20 protein-coding genes and 1 tRNA gene are annotated in these 21,422 nt (G+C 37.2%); 11 read left to right on the top strand and 10 right to left on the bottom strand.

Annotation, left to right across the window (positions count from 1 at the left end; genetic code table 11):
* Window position 1: 1 nt before the first annotated feature.
* Window positions 2-1,798, top strand: a complete 1,797-nt coding sequence (locus V1502_RS08070; RefSeq protein WP_409253843.1) for an ABC transporter ATP-binding protein — start codon at window positions 2-4, stop codon at window positions 1,796-1,798.
* Window positions 1,799-1,897: 99 nt separating this feature from the next.
* Entirely contained in the window at window positions 1,898-2,521 is a 624-nt protein-coding gene (locus V1502_RS08075) for a hypothetical protein (RefSeq protein ID WP_409253844.1), read from the top strand.
* A 118-nt stretch (window positions 2,522-2,639) separates the two neighbouring features.
* Here the strand turns inward: V1502_RS08075 and V1502_RS08080 are convergent, their stop codons facing one another.
* Window positions 2,640-2,840 carry a Spo0E family sporulation regulatory protein-aspartic acid phosphatase gene (locus tag V1502_RS08080; RefSeq protein WP_409253845.1) on the bottom strand — a complete coding sequence of 67 codons (201 nt, stop codon included), beginning with the start codon at window positions 2,838-2,840 and terminating at the stop codon, window positions 2,640-2,642.
* Between the two features lie 267 nt (window positions 2,841-3,107).
* Between V1502_RS08080 and V1502_RS08085 the strand changes: the two genes are divergently transcribed.
* The 3 genes from V1502_RS08085 to V1502_RS08095 all read left to right on the top strand — a co-directional run bounded on the left by V1502_RS08085 (window position 3,108) and on the right by V1502_RS08095 (window position 5,270).
* Window positions 3,108-3,815: a cytochrome c biogenesis CcdA family protein gene (locus tag V1502_RS08085; RefSeq protein WP_409253846.1), complete on the top strand. Its 708-nt coding sequence runs from the start codon at window positions 3,108-3,110 to the stop codon at window positions 3,813-3,815.
* 140 nt (window positions 3,816-3,955) lie between these two features.
* Complete coding sequence (locus V1502_RS08090; protein ID WP_409253847.1) at window positions 3,956-4,315, top strand: response regulator; 360 nt, start codon at window positions 3,956-3,958, stop codon at window positions 4,313-4,315.
* A 475-nt stretch (window positions 4,316-4,790) separates the two neighbouring features.
* Window positions 4,791-5,270, top strand: coding sequence for a CcdC family protein (locus tag V1502_RS08095; protein ID WP_409254306.1), 480 nt, complete (start codon window positions 4,791-4,793; stop codon window positions 5,268-5,270).
* A 286-nt stretch (window positions 5,271-5,556) separates the two neighbouring features.
* Here the strand turns inward: V1502_RS08095 and V1502_RS08100 are convergent, their stop codons facing one another.
* Window positions 5,557-5,985, bottom strand: a complete 429-nt coding sequence (locus tag V1502_RS08100; protein ID WP_409253848.1) for a DUF2621 domain-containing protein — start codon at window positions 5,983-5,985, stop codon at window positions 5,557-5,559.
* Window positions 5,986-6,272: 287 nt separating this feature from the next.
* Between V1502_RS08100 and V1502_RS08105 the strand changes: the two genes are divergently transcribed.
* Window positions 6,273-7,601 carry an ATP-binding protein gene (locus V1502_RS08105; protein WP_409253849.1) on the top strand — a complete coding sequence of 443 codons (1,329 nt, stop codon included), beginning with the start codon at window positions 6,273-6,275 and terminating at the stop codon, window positions 7,599-7,601.
* Window positions 7,602-7,762: 161 nt separating this feature from the next.
* On the top strand, window positions 7,763-8,314 hold the full coding sequence (locus V1502_RS08110; protein ID WP_409253850.1) for a YtxH domain-containing protein: 552 nt from the start codon (window positions 7,763-7,765) through the stop codon (window positions 8,312-8,314).
* A 342-nt stretch (window positions 8,315-8,656) separates the two neighbouring features.
* On the opposite strand, the gene V1502_RS08115 is transcribed toward V1502_RS08110, so the two are convergent.
* The 6 genes from V1502_RS08115 to V1502_RS08140 form a co-directional block, all read right to left on the bottom strand.
* Window positions 8,657-8,753, bottom strand: a tRNA-Sec gene (locus V1502_RS08115).
* Window positions 8,754-9,458: 705 nt separating this feature from the next.
* Entirely contained in the window at window positions 9,459-10,043 is a 585-nt protein-coding gene (locus V1502_RS08120) for a hypothetical protein (RefSeq protein WP_409253851.1), read from the bottom strand.
* A 1-nt stretch (window position 10,044) separates the two neighbouring features.
* Window positions 10,045-10,272, bottom strand: a complete 228-nt coding sequence (locus V1502_RS08125) for a hypothetical protein (RefSeq protein ID WP_409253852.1) — start codon at window positions 10,270-10,272, stop codon at window positions 10,045-10,047.
* Window positions 10,273-10,728: 456 nt separating this feature from the next.
* Entirely contained in the window at window positions 10,729-11,337 is a 609-nt protein-coding gene (locus tag V1502_RS08130) for a hypothetical protein (RefSeq protein ID WP_409253853.1), read from the bottom strand.
* Window positions 11,338-11,393: 56 nt separating this feature from the next.
* On the bottom strand, window positions 11,394-11,636 hold the full coding sequence (locus V1502_RS08135) for a hypothetical protein (protein ID WP_409253854.1): 243 nt from the start codon (window positions 11,634-11,636) through the stop codon (window positions 11,394-11,396).
* A 56-nt stretch (window positions 11,637-11,692) separates the two neighbouring features.
* On the bottom strand, window positions 11,693-12,373 hold the full coding sequence (locus tag V1502_RS08140; protein WP_409253855.1) for a hypothetical protein: 681 nt from the start codon (window positions 12,371-12,373) through the stop codon (window positions 11,693-11,695).
* A gap of 672 nt (window positions 12,374-13,045) precedes the next feature.
* Here V1502_RS08140 and V1502_RS08145 point away from each other — a divergent pair.
* Entirely contained in the window at window positions 13,046-13,606 is a 561-nt protein-coding gene (locus tag V1502_RS08145; protein WP_409253856.1) for a recombinase family protein, read from the top strand.
* Between the two features lie 419 nt (window positions 13,607-14,025).
* Here V1502_RS08145 and V1502_RS08150 read toward each other — a convergent pair whose 3' ends face one another.
* Window positions 14,026-15,003 carry an HNH endonuclease gene (locus V1502_RS08150; protein WP_409253857.1) on the bottom strand — a complete coding sequence of 326 codons (978 nt, stop codon included), beginning with the start codon at window positions 15,001-15,003 and terminating at the stop codon, window positions 14,026-14,028.
* Between the two features lie 690 nt (window positions 15,004-15,693).
* Here V1502_RS08150 and V1502_RS08155 point away from each other — a divergent pair.
* The gene (locus tag V1502_RS08155) at window positions 15,694-16,350 is read left to right on the top strand and encodes a hypothetical protein (RefSeq protein WP_409253858.1); all 657 of its coding nucleotides are present in this window, start codon (window positions 15,694-15,696) and stop codon (window positions 16,348-16,350) included.
* A 130-nt stretch (window positions 16,351-16,480) separates the two neighbouring features.
* Here V1502_RS08155 and V1502_RS08160 read toward each other — a convergent pair whose 3' ends face one another.
* Complete coding sequence (locus V1502_RS08160; protein WP_409254307.1) at window positions 16,481-16,768, bottom strand: HNH endonuclease; 288 nt, start codon at window positions 16,766-16,768, stop codon at window positions 16,481-16,483.
* Window positions 16,769-17,160: 392 nt separating this feature from the next.
* On the opposite strand from V1502_RS08160, the gene V1502_RS08165 reads away from it, so the two are divergent.
* Window positions 17,161-18,483: a serine/threonine-protein kinase gene (locus V1502_RS08165; RefSeq protein WP_409253859.1), complete on the top strand. Its 1,323-nt coding sequence runs from the start codon at window positions 17,161-17,163 to the stop codon at window positions 18,481-18,483.
* Window positions 18,484-18,599: 116 nt separating this feature from the next.
* Complete coding sequence (locus V1502_RS08170) at window positions 18,600-21,410, top strand: DNA methyltransferase (protein WP_409253860.1); 2,811 nt, start codon at window positions 18,600-18,602, stop codon at window positions 21,408-21,410.
* Window positions 21,411-21,422: the final 12 nt, after the last annotated feature.

Here is a 21,422-nt window from a genome sequence, read left to right on the forward strand (position 1 = left end):
TATGGAAAAAACAACGACCATGTCAGCCAAAGAACAGCGTCATGTTTTAAAAAGGTTATTGCGATATACCTTGCCGCATAAAAAATCTATTTTACTAGCATTTTTACTTCTAGCTTTAACGACTTTAGGCGATGTACTTGGACCTTATCTGATTAAAATATTCATCGATGATTATCTGACGCCAAGAAATTTCCCTTACGAACCATTAATATGGCTTGGGGCAGCCTATCTGGGCATTCAGATATTCAATGTAGTCATTTCGTATTTTCAATTGTTAAAGTTTCAGGAGATTGCACTGAAGATCATTCAGCAGCTGAGGGTTGATGTCTTCTCTAAAGTTCAAGGCCTGGGGATGAGGTACTTTGACAGGACACCGGCTGGGGGAATTGTCTCAAGGGTGACAAATGATACAGAAGCCATTAAGGATATGTTTGTCAGTGTTCTAGTGAGTTTTATTCAGGGAAGTTTCCTGATCATTGGAATTTTCACGGCCATGTTTATTTTGAATGTCAAATTGGCCTTATTCTGCCTTTTCATCTTGCCTGTTTTGTTTTTCATAATTAAAACATACAGGAAGTACAGCTCCATTTTTTATCATGATTTAAGAGAGCGTTTGAGCCAGCTTAATGCCAAACTGAGTGAATCTTTGCAAGGGATGGCAATTGTTCAGGTTTTTCGACAGGAAAAACGATTAAGAAAAGAGTTTGAAGACATTAATGAAGATCATTATAAAGCCGGAATGCGGAATATCAAGATGGATGGGCTGCTCCTTCGGCCGGCAACTGATTTAGTATATACAGCAGCACTGATTCTCGTATTATCTTATTTTGGAATTTCCTCCTTTACCAGCCCGATTGAAATCGGGGTCCTGTATGCATTCATCAACTATCTGGACCGTTTCTTTGAGCCGGTCAATAACGTCATGACCAGACTCTCCATGTTTCAGCAGGCAATCGTGGCCTCTTCCCGTGTGTTTACCTTGCTTGATGAAAAAGAGGAGTCCCCTGCTCAAAACACCGCGAGCAAAGGGCAGATAAAAGACGCCGAGATCGAATTCAGGGATATTACTTTTTCCTATGACGGCAAGAAAGATGTATTAAAAAATATTTCCTTTACTGCTAAGCCAGGGGAAACGGTGGCTTTGGTAGGACACACGGGGAGTGGGAAAAGCTCGATCATCAATTTATTAATGAGATTTTATGAATTTTCCAGAGGGGAAATTCTTATTGATGGCAAGTCTATCAAAGATTATCCGATTGAAGAATTAAGGGAGAGGATTGGTTTGGTCCTGCAAGATCCATTCCTGTTCTATGGAACTGTAGAAGATAACATCAGGCTTCATGCAGAGGAAATGACCGATGAGGAAGTGAGAGCGGCCGCAGAATTTGTTCAAGCCCATACGTTTATTGAAAAGCTCCCTGACGGTTATTCACAGAAAGTAGTCGAACGGGGATCCACATTCTCAAGCGGGCAGAGGCAGTTGATCGCCTTTGCCAGGACAATTGCCACCAACCCTAAGATACTGGTTCTGGATGAAGCAACTGCCAATATCGATACAGAAACGGAAGATGCCATTCAGCAGGCACTCGCCAAGATGCGAAAAGGCCGTACGACAATAGCCATTGCCCACCGTTTATCTACAATCCAGGATGCGGATTGTATTCTGGTGCTTCATCAAGGTGAAATTGTCGAAAGGGGCAATCATCAGGAACTTCTTTCTCAAAAAGGGTTATATCATAAAATGTATCTTCTGCAGAATGGACTTGTTGAAGGAATTGAAGATGCCGTAGATTCATAATCAAAGAAGGTAGCCGTAAAGTTCGGTTATCTTCTTGTTTTGTTTACTAGTCCCCTTTCAGGTGTATAGGTTACTATACATTGAAAGGGAGGAAAAACTATGAAAATAGCTGCAATTTCACTGGGGATTTCTTTGTTGACATTAACCGGGTGTGGAACGATTGAAGAAAGTACGGAAGCTAACCCGGCAGAAGCTGAAGCAGTAAAAGAATCTCAACAGGAAAGCTTTGAAACTGAAACTCCCGAAACTAAAACAAATGGTAACACTGACAGTGATTCTGAGATGTCGAAGGAAAAAGCTAAGGAAGTGTTAAGGCAGTACAAAGAAACCTTTATGGAAGTCATCAACGCAGGACCTGAACTTGAAGAATATGAAAGCAAGGATGAAATCATTCAATATTTTTCTAACATTATGACAATCCAATATGCTGAAAACCTTGTGGACCTATACATTAAAGAAGAAAATGGGGAACTCTCAGTCGTAGCAACGGAAACACCTATTTGGCTGCAGCAGGATCAGGAATTTTCAATGGAAGAAGCCTCGAACCAGGAGTATCACGTTGTTCAAAATATTGATAACGGAAAGAAAGAGGTAACCTTCATCTTGGTTATGGAGGATGATACCTGGGTCGTAGCGGATGCAACAACAAACGGAGATGAAGAGGAAAATGGGAAGTATCAAACAGGTTACGAAGATAAGGTGGAAAATGTGAGCTCAAAATAGTTAAATTTGCTTTTAGTCGGGGTACCTGCCATTAATATATAGGTGCATGCAGAGCCGTAAAATAAAACATTTGAAAAAGAGGCAAAAGCGATGTTTATTCGCTTTTGCCTCTCTCTGTTTAAAGAGTTGCTTGTTTGGCAACCAGGGATTTCGATATGGATGATGTTTTAATGAACATACGATTATAATGGTTCAAAAGGTTGTCAAGTTCTTGACTGTATTTTATAGCCAGAGGTGAGTTAAGACCATTAACAGCTGCAATGTCTATTAACTGGGCACGTTTTTTCTCTATCCGTTCTAGTAGCTCTTGTTTACACATGGCCTTAAGTCCTTTCGTGAAGAGTGATCTCTCTAATTCTACTAATAAATGTAACTCTTATACAATAGTATAGCGAATAGGAGAATTTTTTTAAAGGATTATTCACATTTTTTATGAAAAAAGTAAGGAATTGTAAAGGTGGATATTAAAGAAAGCGTAATACGTGGGTCTCATTCCCTGTACACAAATTGTTCACAGGCCTTTACCTCCAATGTTTAGAAGATGTCTGATACAATGATAAAAAGAGATTTACTAGGAGTTGGGCTTATGGGTGATATAAATATATTTTTGGCTTTCGGTGCAGGGTTCCTGAGTTTCATTTCACCCTGCTGTCTGCCGCTTTACCCGGCATTCTTATCATACATAACCGGGATGTCAGTGAGTGATTTAAAAGATGAAAATGTGAAACTTCAAAGGAGAAGCTTGATTCATACGATTTTGTTCCTGATTGGATTTTCCTCGATTTTCATCGTTCTGGGCTTCAGTACCACGTTTCTGGGTAATTTTCTTTTTCAATATGAGGATATCATTCGCCAGGTTGGAGCCATATTTATCGTGATCTTCGGACTGATGGTCATCGGAGTATTTCAGCCACAGTTCCTTATGAAAGACAGAAAGTTTGAATTTAAAAACAGGCCAGCAGGCTATGTGGGTTCTGTATTGATCGGGATGGCTTTCGCTGCAGGATGGACACCATGCACCGGGCCGATACTAGGGGCTGTTATATCCCTTGTCGGGACAAATCCGGGATCAGGCATGATTTATATGACCTCGTATGCCCTTGGTTTTGCTATTCCTTTCCTGATCCTGTCCTTCTTTGTCGGCAAGATGCAATGGATTCGGAAGAACAACGCAAAAATCATGAAGGTCGGCGGATATATTATGATTCTTGTTGGAATCATGCTCTTTTTCGACTTGCTCACGGCGATCATCATCTTTTTCAGTAAGCTTACCGGTGGATTTACAGGGTTTTAGCCAGTACCACCCCCCTGATTGAATAGAAAAATCCATTATTGAATTTAACTGGGAAAGAATGCTATATTTAAGTAATAATCAGAAATTTTATTTATACAGCAGAATTTCCATTTCCATTGCTGGAACAAGGAGGATCACCTGTGGGAACAGTACTAATAGTGGACGATGCTAAATTTATGAGAATGGCGCTTGGAAATATGCTTCAAAATAGTGACCATCAAGTAATAGGCGAAGCGGAGACAGGTTTCCAGGCAATTGAAAAATACCGCGAACTGCAGCCTGATATCGTGACCATGGATATCACTATGCCGGAGATGACGGGTATAGAAGCAGTGAGGCACATCATCAATGAATACCCGGAAGCGAAGATTATCATGTGTTCTGCTATGGGCCAGCAAAAACTGGTGGTCGAAGCAATTGAAGCAGGGGCAAAAGACTTCATCGTCAAACCTTTCGATGAAAGCCGTGTCGTTGAAGCAATCAATAGAGTTTTAAATTAATGGATTCAGAGACCTCCTCAGCCCTTGTAGCTGCGGAGGTCTCTTTTGGTTTAATGGATGCTGAGCGAGAAGTTTGGGAACAAATACTCTTTCTTGATGCACCCTGGGAAAGGCTCTATAAAAGGTTTGTGTGTCTCACTGAAGGCAAAAAAGGTTGAAGTGGTTGCATGAAAGGTACATGAGACACCCTAATCCCAAAAAGAGAAGAAAAGTGGCTCTATGGGAGTTTCATGAGGCACCCTAATTCCAAAAAGAGAAGAAAAGTGGCTTTATGGGAGGTTTATGAGGCACCCTAATAAAGTAAGAGCATCCTGGCAGCAGTTACTATGGGAAACATGTATGTTGTTCTCCTAACCCCCAAAAATCCTCCTGCATTTTGCTCGTTTCAATGAACCGCCCCTTGCGCTTTTGGTGTAATAGTCTATAATTAGTGACGACACATGTAATTTATTTATAAAGGATGATAGAGATGTCAATGACGATTGCTTCATCCATTATTGCGATTGGTATGGGGTTTTTTGTGATTTTTATACGAATGAGAGCACAGAAGAAGCCTGTCACGGCCAAGAAGATCATTTTGCCGCCGATTTTCATGAGTACAGGTGCACTTATGTTTCTTGTTCCGATGTTTAGGGTGACCTTAGCGGAAGTTGTCGAGGCTTTGGTAGTCGGTATGATTTTTTCTATTTTCCTCATCAAAACGTCCAGTTTTGAAATTCGTGATAATGATATATATCTGAAACGGTCAAAAGCTTTTGCCTTTATTTTAATTGGATTATTGTTGGTTCGCATTGCAGCCAAGCTTATTCTGAGCAATAGTATAGATTATGGGCAGCTTAGCGGGATGTTCTGGATCCTTGCGTTTGGGATGATTGTTCCCTGGAGGATAGCTATGTACATGCAGTATAAAAGATTGTTGAATGACAAAGATGATTTGACGACTAATACGATTTGAGAAAGCCGGTAACCTGTTAAAGGACAGGGTGCCGGTTTTTTGTATTTATATAGCTGATTGGTATGTACCGTGTGGCCGGTGAGTGGAGTTAAACCACAGTTATAACTAGGCAGTTAGAAGTGCCTCCAGGAATAAAAAAGAAAAAGGTTGAAACAGCTTACCTGTTTCAACCTTTCGTCTTTTTATATTTTTTGTAAAGATAGAGTCCTGCTCCAATAAAAATAATGTATAGAATGATAGGGATGATTAAAATAGCACTCATAGTGTATAATTCCTTTCTGTCATCCTAAAACAGATGTTCATAAGGGGCTACATCGATATTCATCTCATCCAGTTTCTTTCTTAAAAACTTATGATCCCTTTTAGGTGTTGCCATGATGTAACCGCGTATAATGAGTTCTTGTGAAATCGAAGATGCTTTTTCTTTCAGCGCAAGTTCGCCTATTTTTCCGGCGATTTTTTGTTTTGCTACATCTCTGAACAAGTCCGGAACAGGTGAAACGAGTTCATTTAGTATCTCTTTTTCTTTTGGACCCCATAACTTATACGTTTTATTAACATAATATTCTTCCCAATCCAAATCAGATCGTCCATCTTCTTTCGGCATGCGCTTCAAAAACTTTCGAAACATGAAAAATCCGCCGATGGCAAACAAAGAAATTAGAATGACGACCCAGAAAAGAATGAAGATTAAAAACCAGCCTTCTAATTGCACGCTTTTTCACCTCATAATTCTGTAAAAGCCAATTATCGTCTTTCATTATAGACAAGGTAAGGGATAGTGACAAGTATCTGATCAGAAATTATGATATATATAAAGATCTTTTAATACTTTAAAGCACTAAGAGGGACTGTCCCTCTTAGTGCTTTAGAGTGATAAAGGATTTTAAGAAAAAATGGATGGAAATTATTCCATTTTTTCATGAAGATGGTATACTGATGTTAATGTTAATTGTGCGAAAATTGGCATAAAAGAAAGAAATCGGATTGAAGGGTGACGAAATGAGTCGATATCGGGGTCGTCTGACGGCATTCATCGTAGTTTCATTATTTGTATTAGTTTGGGATTATATCTTCTATAGTGTATTAGGAAATGATATTAATTTGGCCGTTGATATTATATACACCATACTGATTTTAGGGGCGGCTGTGTATCTCGGAGGTTATTATGATCAACATCAAAGAGATCTGAAGAAATTAAAGGAAAGCGAAGAAAAATACCGGACTCTTTCAGATGAAATGAGCCTTATTCTGGAAAGAATTGATGAAGTTGTTTTTCGCACGGACTCTAATGGTCATTTTCAGTTCCTGAATCCGGCGTGGGAAACTTTTTCAGGATATACGGTTTCAGAAAGTTTGAATGCGAATGCACTTCATTTCCTGCCTCTTCAGCAGCGTCATGAGATACAGCCCATTATCCGCTCCTGTATTAAAGACAGGACAGAACAGACAAAAGTAGAAATCCTATATAGAATGAAAGATGGAGGAAACTTTTGGGCTGAACTTCACTTGAAATTCAACTTTGATGATAACGGAAAATTTCTGGGGACCATTGGCACCATATCGGATATCACCCACCGAGTCTATGCCGAAGAAGAATTGATTGAAATGAATGAAAATCTTGCTGTGCAGTCTCAAAAACTTTCGATTGCCGGGCAGCTGGCAGCAGGTATAGCCCATGAGGTGAGAAACCCACTGACGGCAATAAATGGTTTTCTTCAATTAATGAAATCAGATTCAAATACCAACCAATACTACTTAGATATCATTTTTACCGAAATAAAGAGGATTGAGCTGGTCTTAAGCGAATTATTGATGCTTGCGAAGCCGCAGGCTGTCCACTTTAGGGAAAAGAATGTCGTACACATTCTTCAGCAAGTAACGGCTTTATTGCAAACCAATGCCACATTATTTGATGTTTCCATCCATCCTCAGTTTACCAAAAATGAACTATATATCCGATGTGACGAAAATCAGATTAAACAGGTGTTTATCAACTTAATTAAGAATGCGATTGAAGCACAGCCCAATGGAGGGAACATATACATATCAGCCAGTCAACTCAATGGACAAGTATTGCTGACATTCCAGGATGAAGGGGAAGGGATGGATGAGAAGACCCTGAATAAACTTGGAGAGCCCTTCTATACTACCAAGGAGAAGGGCACAGGCCTTGGCTTCATGGTGTGTATGAGGATTTTGAAGGATCACCACGGGTCCATCCATGTACAAAGTGAGAAAGGCAAAGGTACAACCTTCGATATTTCATTGCCGGCAGCCCTGCCGAAGAAATCTAAAAGAGGGAAGCAGGCTGCCAAGGAGTCAGTTTAGAAGGTTTATATGCAAATCAAAAGCTGTAAAGAGATTTACAGCTTTTTGTGTGGAAAAAATTGCAGTTCGTTACTGAGAAGGATGGTAAGTTTAATTTAATGAAAATCGGGAAAGAAAAAAATAAGCTGATAATTAAAACTAGTTTAGGAGGATGTTTATCTATGACACAAACAGTTTCGTATAATAATACTAATGTTTCAACTAATGAAGAAGAAAAGAACGGAAAACTTGTAAAAGGAATGGTGCTTGGAGCAGTAGTTGGAGGGGCTCTGGCAATGCTGGACTCTACAACAAGACAAAAAGTGGCTACCAACACAAGGACTATGAAGGATTCTACAATGGGTATGGTTGGACAAGTTAAAAATGATCCATCCGGTGTAAAGAATGACCTTCAGGACCGTATCAAATCTGCTTCATCTGTTCTTAAAGAAGCCATTAATGATGCTCAAGAGCTATATGAAAAAGTAAATGGAGACATCGTTGAACAGGTAAACCAGGTAAAGGACGAATCAACAGATATCCTTTCAACCGCAAAAGAAGCTACATCTGATTTGAAAGAAATCGGCGGCAAGGTGAAGGAAGCCGGCGAAGAAGTGATGGATGAAAACTCGACTCTTTCCCAAAGCAACACAAACAGTGGTTCTGTAACTAACAATAGCGGTACATCTGCTACTAATAACAATGATAGCAAAATACCAGGCCAGCTTGGATAAAAAAACCGGTTCTTTAACCGGTTTTTTATTTTGCTAAAACTCCCTTTATAAATTTCCATTTTCCGTGAAAATGTGGCAAAAGTATGTTCATTATGCGAAAATTGGGTGGAATGCTCAAGGGGAATTTCGAGTTATTTAATATTTCCAGCGATTTTTACATAGTGGAAAAGGAGATTGGTTAATGGGTTTATTAGTCGATCTGAGCGGTATTTTGATTGGTTTAATGCTGATCTATGCTGCGTATCGGATGTATAAGAAGGGGAAAGAATAGTAAATCAAAAAGTCCTTAAGGCTGATGTCTCAAGGACTATAATACGTTTTATGAATTTATAATTTTACATTTGGCGGGACTGCCTGGGAATCGAACCCAGCGGAGACGGCACGCGCCTCCCAAGCGGTTTTGAAGACCGAGGCATGCACCAGCAACACAATCAGCCCCAGTTATTCCCGTTATTTCAACGTTTAACATTGTAGTCACTCGGTTTTTTTGAGTTCTACTACTCGGTTTTACTCTTAAGTCTTCCGGTCTTTATTATCGGATAAATATTCAGTTCATGCAAGTCTTTTCTCTGTTTTTCAGGGATAGCTTACAAACCTACATACTTGGAACTTATTAGTAGACTTCCCGAGAGGTCGTATATTATAATTTAATTACGGTGTGGAAGACAAAGGGTTTTCCTCGGCCTAACTAAAAATCATCTTAATCAAACAAAATTCAGTTAAACAATAATAATCCCACTTCAGTTAAATATTAAACCCTACATAAGACATTTAAATCCCGTAAATATGATCGTAAAAAACAGGGCGGGTGTACAATAATAGATAGGTAAAATAAGTCGTGAAAAGTGGTAATTCAAAAAAGGCTGTCATTAAATTTAGTTAAAATAAGAATAGGCTGTTTCCCTTACCCCTCTACACCGAATAAAGTAGGAGGGTAAAACATGAAACCATTTTTCACGCGTTTTAAACGCACTTTGGTTAGCAGAAGGTTTTGGGCCGATGTAACTGCCAAGATAATATTGGGTTTAGCTATCTGGACCATTAACATTGTACTTTTTTAATAAATATCACTATGTATGATCCTTCTAGTAGGGAACCTTAGTTTCTGTTCCTCTCTGGAAGGATTCTTTATTTGATGGTGCAGCTACTCTAGTCTCTTTGCAATTCTTGTGACTTCCTGAGAAGATATAGCTAATTCTCTCATTTTTAATGGATGGAGGGAGAAGGTGGTTTCCACGTAACTCTTCCGACCACCAGCCACTTCAATATTTTGAAGTCCAGCTTCAAGTTTTTGATAAATGTGTAAGACATCTGTTTCTGTTTTTAATGCCTGTTGATATGCTTTTCTAGCTTTCATCAACCGATCAAACCTTGCTTGGCTGATCAATCTTAATTCTTCTTGAAATAATCCTTTCAGTTTGCCGACTTCGGCCGCTTTTTGTTGGTGAAAGTTTTGTATCACCCTCTTTAATACAATAAGGTCCTCATGCAATTCTTCTTTTTCACATTTCAACTTATCTAGTTGTTTTCTTACTTTAGCTTCCTGAGTTCTATTACCGCTTAAAACTCGTTTCTGAACTGCCTCAGGGATCTCTTTCTCTTCAAGGTACTTAATTTCTAAAGATATATCTTCAATCCTTTTTTCTGCTGTTATAATCCTCTCCTGAAGTAAACTTAATTCATTTTTATATTCTGTTAAAAAAGCAGCAGCTTTATCTTTGACTGTCATATTATACTTCCTTTCCTTCATGAATTATAAAGTGTTTTTCTTGGAACTTATGAAGATCCTTTCGATCAACCCATGCGATCCCTCGTTTAAACTCATAACCATATCGGCGGCCTTCAAAGTAATGATGAACTTTGCCTCTATTGGTTTCTGCTATGAAAACACGAACCTCTACTTTTACTTTTTCCTGTTTACTGAAATATTCTCTTATGTGTTCTAACCGATCACTCATATGTTTTCCGCCTTTCAAAATTAGTGAATATCTTGACTAGTGTACAATAGCGTTTACTTTTTTATTGACTATTGAATTCACTAATATTAACTCAGTTTGGTCTAAACCGTGTTCAATAAAAAGTTCATAGATGATCTCTTTTTGCCAATCCTTAAAACTGTTATTGTCTAAATGATACTTCACATTCTGTTTGCTACAATTCAAACGGACAGCAAGATGTTTTAAACGTACTTGGTAAATGTTTTGTAGTGCTTTTATAGTGTTTGTATCCAATAGATTAATAAGTTGACTACTGGGTCTCATAACTATCCTCCATTCCTCAGATTAAAAAAGCCGATATCTATAAGGAGAGGGTAGAAATCGGCTAAGAAGAAAAGGCTTTAAACTGTAAAGTCTTTTCTATACATAAACACGCTTAACTACCCGATAGTTCTACATAATCTTTTATTTAGTTAATCAAAAATTATTACTAACCTTTTTAACTACTTTCAAACTGGTGATTTCAAAACTCAATAAGAGTTGTTCATACAGGTACAGCCTATCATTTGGGTTATACCTATCTATTACTTCAGAGGCTGCAACCCATAATGCATTACCAAAATCATCATTTTCCAACCAGAAAGTTTCTCCATATAAATCTGTATATATTTTCACAGTAGCAGTGAATAAGGTGTCAAATAATTTATCCTCTGTAAACACATCAAAGGCGTACAGTGGACTAAGGATCTTTTTAAAAGTATAAGAGTACCAGATGTTTTCTAAGTGAAAAATCTTTTCTTGTGTTTCAGAAGTAAGGAATGATAATCTTCTCATCTTCTCTTCATTTCTATTTAATTCCATTTCTGTATTTTCATCACAGTTTTCAGCTTTTATATTAACCATGTTAAGTTGTGCAGTTAATAATTCATTGGCCGCTTCATTGACTTTCTTCAAAAACATTTCTTCCATTCTCTTTGTATTTTCAACTTGATTCATCACTAATTCCTCCTCAATTTTTGTATCATATAAATCTATAGACTCTACCAATTCGTCCCTTGCAGTACCATTTTCATTTTCGAATCTCATTTCTATTTCCTCCAAATAATAATATTTTTGTTCTTCACCTTAATAACGTAGCTAGATTACAAATCAGACAATAAAGAGTTGATTTTCAATAAAAAATTCTGTATTTGAGAACCATCAATAACAAACCGTATACTTGTTGTTACATCTGTGTGTTTACTTAAAACTTCCAAATCCTCGAAAGCAGAAGGGTCCTTAAGTAGTTTTTTAATGTGATCTGGGACACAGGAATAAAAAGTCCATTTTCCTGTAAAAGCATCAAAAGTAATTACTGTTTCCTGTTCTTCAATTTCAAATCTCATTTCTATTTCCTCCAAAAAATAATATTTTAGTTCTTCATCTTAATAACGTAGCCGGATTACAAATCAGACAGCTTTTTTAAAACTTTGTCTTTAATTCTTGAAGCTTGGGGCCTCCATTTAAGATTTAACTCTGAACAAATTTCCTCTAAAGTTATATCAGTATCTAATAATAGTAGCTGGGCAACTTTTTCTTCTTGGTCGTCCATTTCTCGAATAATCCTGACGTTTAATAAGGCCTCAAATTGTACGGGGTTTTTTATTTCAAGTCTTTCAAATTCGATTCTGTCCTGAGTATTTAATCCTTTGGCTTTGTGAAATGAAGTATTTCTATTTCTCCGACTCTTTGTAAGTCCTTCAGAACGTAAGAGATCAATACAAGCAGTGTGCAACCCGCGATTTAAATGTTCATAAAGGAAGTAATGGCTACTCCAGGAGTAATCACTGATTATATTCCATGCTTTTTCAAATGAGACAGAATAGAAATCCTCGTATGAAACGCGGCTATTATTTTTGTGTGATTTATAGAAAGTGTTTGCAACCCTCTTGACCATGCTAGTAATGGTAATGTGACTTAAAAGAGAGTTAGTTGCTTGTTCTTCGTCGTGTAGTCTTTTTAAAGAATAATTCCGCCACGCTTCTTCCAAGTTTAGAATTGCCTCCTTTTTTCGATAATTTTTGATTCTGTTGGTTTTGTCCTCTTGTTCACGCTGAAGTGTAGTACGTTTTGGTAGTATCACCTTTTATTCCCCCTTATCTATTGTGAAAGGTGCAGATACTCTTTTGACCTTTCATGTTAAAAACGGGGTACGTGATAAAAACAGACACAAATAAATAAAAATAATTTAAAAGGAAATCAACTAGGGGCCCAATTGAAAACTGTTTCGGGTAAAAGTGTCTACTTTTTTCCTTAATAAAAGTTAGAAGTACTGTTACAAAGTGTTATTAATTGTCGTATTCAATAACGAAAAGCAAAACGGGAATAATACCTTACAGGGAATACTTTGATAAAGGAAAGGTAGAACAATAGGGTAGAAATAAATAGAATTGCCCAGAAATAGATGTTCAAATTGAACGCATATATTGAATGCCCAAAATGAATCTTATGCCTGGCTGGCTTCTTCCTCATTTAACAGTTTCAAAAAGGTAACTGTAAACGGCTATATAAGGAAGGGGTTAGTTGTCAGTTAAAAATAAGTGATAAGGTCAAAAACAAGACCATACCGATAGGTGTCTGATTAGCTAATGTCAGGTAACGACATACAAATAGAAAGTTGCAGGCTTTATGATTTAAAAGATTGGTGTCATAACTTAAAAGAATTGACACTGTTTAGATCTACCAGTAATATCAAGGTATAAAGAGGTGTCAAAACTTAGTATCACAAATGAGAGTGAAGAGGGGTAGCCACATAATGAAATACGGGTATGCGAGGGTTAGCACTGTTAACCAGGATCTTGAATCACAATTACAGGCATTGGAGAGGGAAGGGTGTGAACAGATCTACTCAGAGAAGTTCACCGGAACAAAAGCAGATAGAACACAGTTCAGGGAGTTACTAGGCGTATTAAAAGAAGGGGATACCTTGGTAATAACTAAGCTGGACCGGTTCGCTAGATCCACCGTAGACGCCATTCAGACAGTGAAGGAACTATTTGAAAAGGATGTCAAGGTTCATATCTTAAATATGGGATTGGTGGAGGATACGCCAACAGGGCGGCTTGTATTTAGCGTAATTAGTGCATTCGCAGAGTTTGAACGCGATATGATCATAGAACGAACCCAGGAGGGTAAAGCGATTGCGAGACAGAGGGAAGACTTTAGAGAGGGGCGTCCAAATAAGTTCAGTAAGAAGCAGCTAGAACATGCTTTAGATCTATTAAAGGATCACTCTTACAAACAAGTCGAAGATCTGACAGGGATCTCTAAAAGTACGTTAATACGTGCAAAGAGGAAAGCTTCAGTTGTACATTAATACGTTACATTCAATTGGACCGAAGATCATAAGGTCCTTTTTTTATCTCATTTTCTGATCTTAGGCAAGAAGAGAACCGAAGAGAGGACAGAGGGAATAGAGGCAGCCAGGGCAGCCCAATGAGACACAGATTGCCAACCATGCAACAGCCAAGCAAAGGTAAGCAAGCCCAGGCGAAGCCGAAGTACAGCCAGGCCAAGCCAGCACGCGGCCAAGGCGAAGTAGCAGCACCCTGGGCGAAGCCAAAGCAGCCGCCATCACGCCGATCCATAGACAGGACCACAGGACCACCCCCCCCCCACCCACGGGGGACCGGGGGGCCTGGGGCCAGCAAAAGCTGCGAGAATAATTTTTTTAAAATTTTTTTGAGATCCGGGGGTAGCAGAGAAGCCTATATGAGAATATCTGTTTATTCTCCATCATGCTTCATATTCTTTGACTCTCTGAACAAGTAGATCAACATCCTTTTGAAGATCCAAAATGTGCATCTTCTTGTGACAGGAGGGATCAAGTGCGACTGTGTTCTTAATAGTATCTTCACCGCCTCTAGCCAGCCAAACAATATGATGGCTTTCTAGATAGGGCTTTCCCTTCTTATCTCTAAAAGGTGCTGGCTTTCCGCACAGATCACAGTTACCTTTTGCACGTCGTTTGACATATTCAGATACATAGGGATCTCTATCGAAAGTTTTGGAGGTTGTATATCTTTGTCCAACTTGTTCTGGATTCTTAGCACGGTTTAAGAGATCTTCATCACTCATTTTCTCGGCTTCCTTTTGCTTAATGCTTTCTTTTTCATTGATTAGATCTAGAGGCGGAATCGACTTGCTTTCCAATAAACGTAGTGGGAAAATCCAGACTTGTCTTCCACCTTGAAAAGATTGGTATGGTTCTGCTGCTAACTCGACTTGCCCTTTAAATACATAATTACCAGGTGAATATGCTTCAAATAAATAAACATGGATACTGTTATCTGGGGATTCATTCAGGACTTTGTTTTGTGCATAATTAATATCCTGATCCCCCTCTTGTCCCATACCAGAATAAAGCAGAATTTCCTCACCTTCATCGTTAATGATCCATTTATCCTCATAGATTCCATTTGTATGATCAGAAAGGATTACTAGAGTATTAGTCTTGTGAGAACGTTTCATGCCGCCTTGGGGGGAACATTTAAAAGCTTCTGAGATATCCGCGTTTTTATATGTGCTTCCGATGGTTAAACTTCTAATGTCTTTTCTTTGTTTCTCAATCCAGCTGATTACCTCATCTTTATCATACTGTTTAGAGTTTCCGTTTTTACTATATGGTAATCCAACCTTCTCCATCTCACTTAAAGTATGGCGAGAAATAGAAAGTTCTTTTTGAAGTTGTTTAGAGTTGAATAAGTTTGGCATAGTATCCCCTCACGTCTTTATGATTTTCTTTTGTCTCTCTCCAACAGACACGAACACTTTTCTATTTCATTTTTAAGAAAATTATAATTACATTTTTTTACATTTAGATTATAATGAACTTATAAGCAGGGAGGTGATCGTATTTACAAGTTACAGCTAATTGATGTATATACAAAGCAAATTGTCGAGGAATTCGACTTTCCTAATCATGTTAAACTAAACAAGGTTGTTGACGAGTTTGAATCGTCTAATGAAAGAAAGGCAATGCCATTGAAAGAATGGAATAGAACGATTTATGCCACCTTTGTAAGGAAGAAGATAGTCAAGAAGCAAGAGTGTGAACTTATAAGTGTATACCTACAGTATGACATAGAGTAATCATAGCTTGTACAAGAATCTGTATTAGGAAGGTTCCAGATAGGGGCCAATCCCCAAAGCAGCACCCCCAAGGCAGCCGGGGAACAGGAAAGGCTGCCAAGCACAAACACCCCACCACAGCACACGCAGAGGCCCCCAGGCAATGCAGCACAGAGGCCAGGTAGCAGCAGCCAGGCCACCCCACCACCGTGGGGGCAGGGGGGCCAGCGGGCCGCAAAAGCTGTAAGAATAATTTTTTTAATATTTTTCTCAATACCAATAACAAATAAGCCTATAAGAGATAGTGAGATAAATGAAATAGAGGATGATACTATGGCATATCAAACATTTCAATGGAATCAAACTAATAAAAATCGTACCGATTTAACAGGTCTTCTAACGCATTTAACTAGAAGGCAAGAACCCAACTTAAATGCTACTGATGTACTAATAAAGATATTAACAGAAAGGCAACTTCTTGCAAGTTCAAGAGGTTTTATAATAGGGGGACATGAAGTGGTTTGCTTTCAGGATATTCCACTATATTCTATAGCGGAAAATGCCATAAACCATGTAGAGGAGTATGAAGCAGGCGAAATTGGAAGATTACGTTATGATGCATGTGGAATTTCTCTTCATAAATCAACAGTTTCTCAACTTTACACCCAAGAGAATTATCAAATTATCCCAGATAAGGGGGCAAGGCCAGTCATTTATGAAAGGTCTGAACTTGCAAAGCAATTTGTTCACCAAGATCAACATTGGAGAATAGTAGATTTTGATTTGAAGGATCTTTACCATAATGGTCCAGTTACAGATTGGACTCATGAACGTGAATGGAGGATCTTAGGAAACTTAACATTTCATTATGAACTTATTACTGTTCTACTAAGAAACTCAGCACAATATCGAGAGTTCATGTCAAAAATTGATCCTACAATTGTTAAACAGTTAGGTGGTATAGTGGTTTTAGACACTCTTTTATACTAAATGATATACACATATGTGAAATTTTTTATAAAAGGTAACTGTACTAGTTAAGTTCTTCCATAAGAAGTAACGGCTGGCCCTTTTTATAAAAGAGGGACCAGCAGTCTTAGAAAATAAAAATAAAGGCTTCTTAAATCTTTGAGTAGTTATTTACTTTTCTGAATAAGTTGTTTACATCTGTTTCTAGATCCAAAATATGCAACTTCCGATGACACGATGGATCAACAGCTACAGTGTTTTCAATGTTATCGGCTCCGCCTCGACTAAGCCATACTATATGGTGACTTTCTAAGTAAGGTCTATTTTTTTTGTCTTTAAAAGGGGCGGGTCTTCCACAGAGATCACATATTCCATTTGCACGACGTTTTTGATTACATTTTTTAACAAATATATATAAGAATGGTTTATACTTATAAATGAACTCTTAGAAGGAGGAGTTCACATAAACTGCAGTTAATAGATTTGTATACCAACTAAGTGATAAAAGAAGCTAATTATACCGATAAAAGATCAATTATTAAGGTAGTTGATGAATTTGAGACTTCTAAAAAGAAAGCATCCAACTAAAAGAGTGGGAAGGACCGATATCAGTTGCTTTTGTAAAGAAGAGAGTTATTAGTAAATGTGAAGGTATAGATATACTAGTGTATCTTCAGTTTGATATTACATAGATTATAGATATTCTTTGAATTAAGAAGTTTAATACCGGCATTTAAAATATATCCACTTAGTGCTAGGTATAATTTGGTAGAATTTGTCGTATGAAGTGTAATATAATAGTAAGCAAATAAAAGGTGTGGAGGGAATCAAATGGAGAGTATTGAAGAGTCCACTTGGAGGAGAGGACCGAGGATAGGTAACCCGGGGGGTTTTGGTGCTGTCTTTGTAGCAGAAAAATACATAAATGACGTTCTACAAAACGGAAATTATGTTCTAAAAGAATTAATCCAACTTGACTCAGATTCAATTGAGAGATTTATTCGAGAAGTAAGATATTTAACTAAGTTAAATCACCCTAGAATCGTTAAGGTCGTTGATTTCAACCTTAATTCTGAACCTTATTTTTATGTTATGGAAAGGTACCAAGCGAGTTTACTGGATATGATGCCCTCAATTAAAGAGGACTTTAATAGAATAAGGGAAGTCTTTACCCAAGTTTTGGAGGGGCTTGAATACCTTCATGAGGAAGGATATTATCATCGTGATTTAAAACCTGGAAATGTAATAGGAAATTCAGATGATGATCTTGTTCTATGCGATTTAGGACTATGTGTTAATCCAATGAATGAAAGGGATAGGCTTACAAGGACCAATATGTATGGTGGTACCAAATTTTATTGTTCTCCTGAACAAGAACAAAGTTTAAAATATGTTGATAATCGTACTGATATCTATGCCTTTGGTAAAATGTTATATGAAGCATTTACAGGAACAACACCTCCCGCATTAGACATAACATCACTACCTGCACCAGTTCAATTTCTCATTAGAAAATCTACGAAAGAAAATAAAGAGGAAAGGTTTTCATCGGTTAAAGAATTACGTCAGCATTTTAACATTGCAATGGACTTACTAATTGAGGGGCAAGTTGAAGGAAGCTTGAATGCAGTTATTAATGAAATAACTCTACTTGATGAAGTTGATTTAATATTTTCTAGTGACACATTAATCAATAGATTAGCAGATCATCTTAGTAGAATTCAGGATAAAGCAGTCTTAAACGATGCTATCATGCAATTACCTGCACACGCTTTTAGGCTTCTAGAACAACAGTATCCTGATCTGTTTACAAAAATAACAATTGATAGTCTAGAACTAATAAACAGTCAATCTTGGCCGTTTAGCTATACAGATACCATTGCTGATAAGCTAGAATCAGTTTTTACAAGCATAGATAATCACGATGTAAGATCCAATATACTAAAATGTATACTTAAATTAGGAGTTAGTCATAATAGATGGCATGTAATGAGAGTTTTTGTTGATCTTATTCAATCAATTGAGAGTGACGAAGAAGCATTCAATATCTTGCATTCTCTTTCTGAATATGACCATGAACTACATAGAGTTGACAATACGATAAGTTTTGACCTGAATGCACTTCACACTGTAATTCGAAGGTTATTTAGATGATTTTTTCATAAGTTATATGTAGAAACCAGCAAAAGCTAAGCTGGTTTTTATATTTTCTCTTCTGTCAATCCACTTAGGATAATTTAAGTTTTAGTTAGCAAAAGGAGAAATGGATTATGAACAAAAAAGAAAGATTAGAAACCTTTGTTGATTGGTTTAAAACAAATTGTGAAGGTGATGAAAAAGGAGAGGCCCAGATATATTTAGATAGATTGTTTCAGGGATTTGGACACGATGGGGTATTAGAGGTTGGAGGAAAAGCTGAATTTAGAATTAGAAAGAAAAAAGGGACAAGCTTTGCTGATCTAGTATGGAAACCAGTAGTTTTAATTGAAATGAAAAAAAGGGGGACGGATCTTTCTAAACATTATTCTCAGGCTGAAGAATATTGGATGAACTTAGTTCCCGATAGGCCTAAATATGTAGTTCTATGTAATTTTGATGAATTTTGGATATTTGATTTAAATCGGCAATTAGAAGATCCAATAGATAAGGTATTGGTAACAGATCTGCCAAAGAAGTGGGGACCGCTAGCGTTCTTATTTCCTAGTAATGAAGCGGAAGAACCGGTTTTCGAAAACGATTTAATTGAAGTAACTGCGAGTGCTGCTGATAATGTAGCGGGAATGTATAAATCTCTTATTAATAGAGGAATTGATAGAGACGATGCCCAAGTTTTCTCGCTGCAGTGTGTATTATCAATGTTTGCAGAAGATATAGAGTTATTACCACGGTACATGTTTACTAGGCTAATAAAGGAATGTCTGGAAGGTCAAAGTTCCTACGACTTAATTGGAGATCTATTCATGAGAATGAATCAACCAGGTAACGTGCCGCATGGAAAATATAAGAATGTAGATTACTTTAATGGTGGATTGTTTTCAAAGATCGTTCCTATTCAGCTTAACCAAGAGGAGTTAGAATATTTGCATGAAGCGGCTAAACATGATTGGAGTAAGGTAAAGCCTGCTATTTTTGGTGTATTATTTGAAGACTCTATGGAGAAGGAAAAAAGACATGCTTTTGGTGCCCACTTTACGAGTGAAGCAGACATTATGAAGATCGTGAGGCCATCTATTGTTCACCCTTGGGAGAAGAAGATCTCAAAAGCAAATACTATAAAAGAGTTATATTTATTATTAGAGGAATTGAGAAACTATAAAGTATTAGATCCTGCATGTGGTTCAGGAAACTTTTTATATGTTGCATTTATACAGTTGAAGAAGCTAGAAAAGTCAATATACGAAAAAATTAGGTCTTTGAGAAAGAAAAATAAGAATATTGCATATTCCGAAATCTCTTTCATTAGTGCGAAGCAATTCTATGGAATGGACGTAAACAAATTTGCTACTGAACTAGCCAAGGTCACTCTAATGATTGCCAAAAAATTAGCATACGATGAGTTTCATATTGACGAAACCATTTTACCACTTGATAACTTGGACAAGAACATCCTATGTCAAGATGCTTTATTTAACGATTGGCCAGAAGCAGATGTAATAATAGGAAATCCTCCGTTTCAATCTAAAAACAAAATTCAACAGGAACTTGGAGTTAAATATGTAAGTGAATTAAGAAAAACTATGCCGCAAGTGCCGGGTCACGCAGATTATTGTGTTTATTGGTTCAGAAAAGCACATGATGTATCAAAGAAAAATGGAAGAATAGGTTTAGTAGGAACAAATACAATAAGAGAGAATTATTCTAGAATCGGTGGTTTGGATTACGTTATACAAAATGGAGGGACCATAACTGAGGCAGTATCAAGTCAACCTTGGTCAGGAGATGCTGTAGTTCATGTTTCAATAGTCAATTGGTTAAAGGGGTCTGAAAATGGAAAGAAGAAACTTTTTATGGAAAACCAAGGAAGTGTTGAATTAGATTTTATTCCAAGTTATTTAACAGCAGAGTTTGATGTAACTAAAGCTAGTGTACTTAGTTCAAATTTAAAAGCAAAATGTTACCAAGGTCAAACTCATGGTCACGCAGGGTTTATATTGTCTAAAGAGGAACGAGATCTACTTATCTCTAAAAATGATAGAAATAAAAATGTAATCTTTCCGTATTTAATAGCTAACGATCTCTTTGGTAACCTGATGGGAAAACCTCAGCGGTATGTTATTGACTTTTATCCAAGAACGATTATTGAATCAAAAAGCTATAAAGAACCCTTTAAAAGAGTGCAAGAAACAGTATTACCTACAAGAGAGGCCAACTTTAAGGAAGAGGTTTTGAGAAATAAGGAAGTTTTAGATACCAATCCTAAAGCAAGGGTAAACAGACACCATGCAGGCTTTTATGATAAATGGTGGCTTCATTCTTATCCAAGGGGAGATATGCTTAATAGTATATCTAAATTGTCTAGATATGTAGTTTGTTCTCAGCATTCAAAAAGGCCAATATTCGAATTTGTTGATAGTGAAATAAGGCCAAACGCGTCTATAATGGTTTTTCCTTTTGAGGATGATTATAGCTACGGAGTATTACAATCAATATATCATTGGTCGTGGTTTAAGGCTAAAGGGTCAAAGATAAAGGATGATTTTAGATATACTGCAACCACAATATTTAACACATTTCCTTGGCCACAAAACCCGGATAAGAATGCTGTTCAAAAAGTTGCAGAAGCAGCAAAAAATTTACGGGAATTTAGAATAAAGATTATGAAGGAAAATGACATAACACTTAGAGAACTATATCGAAGTCTTGAGTTACCAGGCAAGAATAATCTTTATATCCTTCACCTTAAGCTAGACGTAGCAGTTAGAGAAGCCTATAACTTTACAAAACGAGATCCATTAATAAACTTATTAACGCTTAACATTCAACTAAGCGAAAAAGAACGTCTAAAAGAGGAAATAACAGGACCCGGCTTTCCTTTGGAAGGAATAGATGACTATATTTCTGATGATTGTATTAAGATATAGATTAGATAAAAA

It is taken from the genome of Rossellomorea sedimentorum (assembly GCF_046237645.1).
Taxonomy (GTDB): Bacteria; Bacillota; Bacilli; order Bacillales; family Bacillaceae_B; genus Rossellomorea; species Rossellomorea sedimentorum.

Excerpts from the sequence above, each read along its gene's own strand:
- V1502_RS08070 (WP_409253843.1), top strand. The coding sequence starts at position 2 with ATGGAAAAAACAACGACCATGTCAGCCAAAGAACAGCGTCATGTTTTA.
- V1502_RS08075 (WP_409253844.1), top strand. The coding sequence starts at position 1,898 with ATGAAAATAGCTGCAATTTCACTGGGGATTTCTTTGTTGACATTAACC.
- V1502_RS08080 (WP_409253845.1), bottom strand. The coding sequence starts at position 2,840 with ATGTGTAAACAAGAGCTACTAGAACGGATAGAGAAAAAACGTGCCCAG.
- V1502_RS08085 (WP_409253846.1), top strand. The coding sequence starts at position 3,108 with ATGGGTGATATAAATATATTTTTGGCTTTCGGTGCAGGGTTCCTGAGT.
- V1502_RS08095 (WP_409254306.1), top strand. The coding sequence starts at position 4,791 with ATGACGATTGCTTCATCCATTATTGCGATTGGTATGGGGTTTTTTGTG.
- V1502_RS08105 (WP_409253849.1), top strand. The coding sequence starts at position 6,273 with ATGAGTCGATATCGGGGTCGTCTGACGGCATTCATCGTAGTTTCATTA.
- V1502_RS08110 (WP_409253850.1), top strand. The coding sequence starts at position 7,763 with ATGACACAAACAGTTTCGTATAATAATACTAATGTTTCAACTAATGAA.
- V1502_RS08120 (WP_409253851.1), bottom strand. The coding sequence starts at position 10,043 with ATGACAGTCAAAGATAAAGCTGCTGCTTTTTTAACAGAATATAAAAAT.
- V1502_RS08125 (WP_409253852.1), bottom strand. The coding sequence starts at position 10,272 with ATGAGTGATCGGTTAGAACACATAAGAGAATATTTCAGTAAACAGGAA.
- V1502_RS08130 (WP_409253853.1), bottom strand. The coding sequence starts at position 11,337 with ATGAGATTCGAAAATGAAAATGGTACTGCAAGGGACGAATTGGTAGAG.
- V1502_RS08135 (WP_409253854.1), bottom strand. The coding sequence starts at position 11,636 with ATGAGATTTGAAATTGAAGAACAGGAAACAGTAATTACTTTTGATGCT.
- V1502_RS08145 (WP_409253856.1), top strand. The coding sequence starts at position 13,046 with ATGAAATACGGGTATGCGAGGGTTAGCACTGTTAACCAGGATCTTGAA.
- V1502_RS08150 (WP_409253857.1), bottom strand. The coding sequence starts at position 15,003 with ATGCCAAACTTATTCAACTCTAAACAACTTCAAAAAGAACTTTCTATT.
- V1502_RS08155 (WP_409253858.1), top strand. The coding sequence starts at position 15,694 with ATGGCATATCAAACATTTCAATGGAATCAAACTAATAAAAATCGTACC.
- V1502_RS08165 (WP_409253859.1), top strand. The coding sequence starts at position 17,161 with ATGGAGAGTATTGAAGAGTCCACTTGGAGGAGAGGACCGAGGATAGGT.
- V1502_RS08170 (WP_409253860.1), top strand. The coding sequence starts at position 18,600 with ATGAACAAAAAAGAAAGATTAGAAACCTTTGTTGATTGGTTTAAAACA.